Raw genomic sequence first — 1562 nt, 5'->3', positions numbered from 1 at the left:
CTAAGGGCTGTCCCGCAAGTGATCTCAGATGTGCTCCTCAGCAGTCGTCGTCATAGATCCACTATCCGGTCAAGGCGAGGTTGTGGAGCCGGGCGATGCCGAGCATGGCGTGGTGGACGCCGTCTCCTTTGAGGCGGCAGTCGCGGAGGATCTTCCAGGTCTTCATGCGGGCGAAGGTGTGCTCGACGCGGGCGCGGACTTTGCGGTGGGAGGTGTTGTGGGCTTCCTTCCAGGCCGGTAGCTCGGTCTGGCCGGGTTCGCGGCGGTGCGGGATGATCAGGCCGGTGCCGCGGTAGCCGCCGTCGGCGATCACGGTGGTGTTGCCGACCGAGTTCTTGGCTCCGGACAGTTCCCATGCCTTGCAGTCGTTGCGGTTGCCGGGCACTGGCCGGCCGACGGAGACGACAAGGCGTGAGTCGGCATCGATGACGACCTGGTGGTTGGTCGAGTAGCGGTAGTTCTTGGACTGCTCGGCCACGCTGTGGTCCCGTGTCGGCACCAGGGTGCCGTCCACGATCAGCACCGTGTCTCTGCGGAAGCGGCTCCGCAGCCGCAGCGCGAGCAAGGGACCGAGCTGGTTCACGATCCGGCCTGCGGCCGACTTCGAGATCCCGAACAAGGGAGCCAGTTGCCGCAAGGTCAGGTTCGTCCGCCAGTACGCGGCGACCAGCAGCACCCGGTCTTCCAGCGGCAGGCTCCATGGACGGCCTCGGCAAACGCGGGGCGGGCCTTCGCGCCGCAGCATGGTGATCAGTTTCCCGAACTGCTTCGGGCTCAGACCGGAGTACGGCGTTATCCATGACGGCTCCGACGCCGTGATCACAGCCCCCACATGAAGATCATCTCAGTCGTGGGTGGCCCCGGCCTCCTGCGCAGATCCAAGCCTACGAGCCTTGGATCTGCCGGCCGAGGTCAGTAGAGCCAGCGGTCCAGGAGCCCTGGCCAGAGAAACCCCTCGTAGCCATTGAAGGCCGCCGGGTCGATCTCCTTCAGCTCCTCGGCCAGCCGGTTCAGCTCGGCGAAAGCCCGCTCTTCCTCTTCTTCAGAGAGGTACTCCTCGGGGCCGTCCGGCTCGTTGAGGAGCTCGGAGGCTTTGACGCGACTGCCATAACAGTGAAGGACGTCGAGCCACACACCGACACCCGAGTTGGCGAAGCCCGCCTCCCCGTCCGGCATGACGAAGTAGACCGCCCCGGTCTCCGGCTCGACGCCGAACGATGACCGCTCGGCCTGATCATCGGGGTCCGCCTGCTCGGTGAGACGGTAGAGCGGGCCCCGGGAGGTGAGGAGGGCTGGCTCAGCCTCGCTCTGCATCACGACTCGTTCGATGAGGCGCGGAGCGACCGGGATGCCGACCTCGACGAGCTGTGCCTTCATAAAGTCCGGGATCCGCCAGCCGGCCACAACGTCCTGTCCGACTCGCATGACATGCCCCAGGCCGGCCCACTCGGTCAGCTGGTCGAACGTCGCCATCGAACGATCCTCTTCCGTCGGCTGTGGCCCTGACCCTATCGAGCGGCCTCAGATCACGGCACAGCCGCACTTGCGGGACAGCCCTTAGG

Annotated in this window: 2 protein-coding genes; both read right to left on the bottom strand. The window is 66.0% G+C overall.

Annotated elements, in window-relative coordinates; all coding sequences use genetic code 11:
- Positions 1-61: 61 nt before the first annotated feature.
- On the bottom strand, positions 62-832 hold the full coding sequence (locus ACF09K_RS34290; protein ID WP_392249257.1) for a transposase: 771 nt from the start codon (positions 830-832) through the stop codon (positions 62-64).
- Positions 833-912: 80 nt separating this feature from the next.
- Positions 913-1473: an SUKH-4 family immunity protein gene (locus ACF09K_RS34285; RefSeq protein ID WP_392249256.1), complete on the bottom strand. Its 561-nt coding sequence runs from the start codon at positions 1471-1473 to the stop codon at positions 913-915.
- Positions 1474-1562: the final 89 nt, after the last annotated feature.

The sequence above is a fragment of the Streptomyces sp. NPDC014882 genome (genome assembly GCF_043081325.1).
Lineage (GTDB): Bacteria > Actinomycetota > Actinomycetes > Streptomycetales > Streptomycetaceae > Streptomyces.
Note: the sequence above shows the minus strand (reverse complement) of the source record. Positions and strands in the feature narration are given on the sequence as shown.